The organism is Parachlamydia sp. (assembly GCF_050255895.1).
GTDB lineage: Bacteria > Chlamydiota > Chlamydiia > Chlamydiales > Parachlamydiaceae > Parachlamydia > Parachlamydia acanthamoebae.
Window position 1 is genome coordinate 1 of the sequence record NZ_JBFWIR010000119.1, and the last position, 2,560, is coordinate 2,560.

3 protein-coding genes and 1 pseudogene are annotated in these 2,560 nt (G+C 33.3%); all 4 read right to left on the reverse strand.

Features of this window, described 5'->3' with window-relative positions; all coding sequences use genetic code 11:
• Positions 1–208 (reverse strand): annotated as a pseudogene (locus AB7E63_RS13295) (FKBP-type peptidyl-prolyl cis-trans isomerase); the annotation flags it as partial.
• A 65-nt stretch (positions 209–273) separates the two neighbouring features.
• Positions 274–1,221, reverse strand: coding sequence for a hypothetical protein (locus AB7E63_RS13300; RefSeq protein ID WP_039376414.1), 948 nt, complete (start codon positions 1,219–1,221; stop codon positions 274–276).
• A 336-nt stretch (positions 1,222–1,557) separates the two neighbouring features.
• Positions 1,558–1,890, reverse strand: a complete 333-nt coding sequence (locus AB7E63_RS13305; RefSeq protein WP_100067531.1) for a hypothetical protein — start codon at positions 1,888–1,890, stop codon at positions 1,558–1,560.
• 271 nt (positions 1,891–2,161) lie between these two features.
• Positions 2,162–2,560: transposase (locus AB7E63_RS13310; protein ID WP_428419651.1), on the reverse strand; the 399-nt coding region annotated here is incomplete at its 5' end.

Here is a 2,560-nt window from a genome sequence, read left to right on the forward strand (position 1 = left end):
AATGTTCTGAAGCAGTCAAATTTTTTTGACTTAAAAATAACCTTTCTTTTTCTATGAGCCGAGAAAAAACGTTTAAATCTTCTGATGAGAGATTGATCCCTCTTTGGCGCGCTTCTAAGCCAGCAATTAAAGCTTCGATTTGCTTTTCATCCTGATTGGGAACCCCTTGCTTAATTTCTTGAGCGATTAAAAAAGCTGCACATGGCATCTCCTCACTCCATATGAAAGAAAAATGCAATGCTAAAATAAAAAAGAAAATGGGATGGAATATTCTCATTCAAAAATGACCTTTAACACTTGCTCAAGAAAATCAGATTGAGACAAAAGATTTTGGATTTTTAATCGGTCCTTTTCATAGCTAGAAACAATATTAGTCGTTTCTTCGTCTTCATGAAAAATTGCGAATAAAGGAATTTCCGAAGATTTTTTTCGAGAAGAAAAACTCCTTGAAAATAAGAGCTCATACTCTTCTGCTAAAGTTGAGTAATTAAATGATAGAGGCGCTTTTTCTGCCGTAACTTTATCAAAACCAAGATAGACGTTTTGAAATCGATTTGGAAAATTTAATCTTTCACTCTTTGCTTGATAAGGAGGCATTTCTCTTGAACATAAATCTTTTTCAATTATTTCCAATCGCTGGTAAGACAAGGAATTAAAACTTCCAAATCCCAAAATAATTCCTATCAACACGTAATCATGAAGAAAATCCTGAGATGGATCAATCATAAAATTTAAGAATGATGAGGGGGTTACATGAGGTCCTAAAGAGTATCTGAATAAAGCTAAATGATCACTTATGACTTCTTGTAATTTTCTAGGATTCACCCAAAATAACTGATGCCATGCATCATATAAAGAATCCGGATGATCTTTTAAGCAAATAATTAAATTTTTAGAAGCAATGGAAGCAAAATACTTTTTCCAGACACGATACCCTTCAGCTAGTTCTACTGAATTTTGATGATTTTTGTTTCCGATCCAATTGACTTGAGACTTTTTTCGATCAAATATTCCCTCAGAGCAGGCTGGCTTTGAACCGTAGAGAACATAACCACCTTCGGATTCAGTGATCATTCTTTTAAAAAAAACATCAAGAATACACTTTTCCTCATTAGATAGTTTTTGAAAAGTATTTTCCCATGCGGGAATTACTTCACCACCATGAAAAGGCAAAATATATAAGGGATATAAAAAGAAAAAACAAAAGATTAGCTTAAACAAGTGAAGGATCCTGATATTTTATGCATGAGATCATCAAAAACATTTAGAGCAAGCACGCTAAAACAGTTAACATACTTCTAGCACACTGCAGTCAATGAAACATTGAATTGCTTCCAGGTTAATTCATTCCTCAGAAATATTTCAAAACCATTTTATAAGCCTGTTGCCATCCAAATTTATTTCTAGCTCGCCAGCTCCTTCCGCATTCACCAGATCTTGCAAGTCTATTTTTTCAAGCAGGTAGGAGGTAATTAGATGAAAATCAATTTAGTGCAAAAACAACAACACATATATCATTAAAAAAAGAAGTTCTACAAAGAACTTCTTTTGCTAGTGCTAATTAAAAGGACAATTATATCCAAAGCATCCGCCGTCAGGCCCATACGCATGCCCATATGGACAAAAGCCATACAATGCCTGCTTGTAATAATAAACGCCTAATTCATCCTGTTCAATTGATTTTATAAAATGAAGTTGACCTTCATCGATAACAAATAAATGATTATCTTGAAAAACGAGTTGATCAGCAGCAATATAAACCTTCGACGATTCAATTTGTTTGTTCGGTTGTATATTTGAAAGGTCATGAGAGGCCTTAAGACATGTAAAAGACATAAAAGTCAAACACATGCATAACAGATAAGTAAATTTCTTAAGTTTATGCACCATTTCTCCTTACAGTTAAATAATTTTCTGGATTTCCAGACTGCACCAGAATAAAAAAAAATTTAATTAAGGAAAGATAAAATGAATATCTATGTAAAAATTTCACTTTACAAAACCAATAAACTTTTATATGTAAATAACTTACGGAATAGCTTAACCTGTCAAATCCAATCAATATGTATCGATTAGAGCAGATAGAAAAAGGCTGTTTTCTATGAGATATTGTCAAATGTTGTGTTTTGAGCATCTAATAGCGTATCCAATTTTTTAAAAATTAAGCTGTGTATTTCATGTTAAAGACTTCTTCCCCATCTTTAAACTGCACACCCAAAATCAGTTTGTTAATCAACTCATGACCTTTTAATTTTCGCCATCGCTTTTGCGCTTCCATTGAAAGCTTGTAAACCATGGCAAGTGTAGCTGTTCTGGACCCACAGCCTTTGGTTTGTCGTGTGCGGTGCCTAATAGTTGCAAATGTTGATTCGATTGGATTCGTTGTTCTTATATGTTGCCAATGCATGCCTGGAAAATCATAAAAGCTAAATAATTGATCTTTGTCTTTTTTCAAACATTCACAGGCTTTTGGATATTTTGATTCATATGTCCCAAGAAACTTCTCAAAAGCTTTTAGTCCATCCGTTTTTCTTGGAGCCATATAAATTTCGTGAATGAT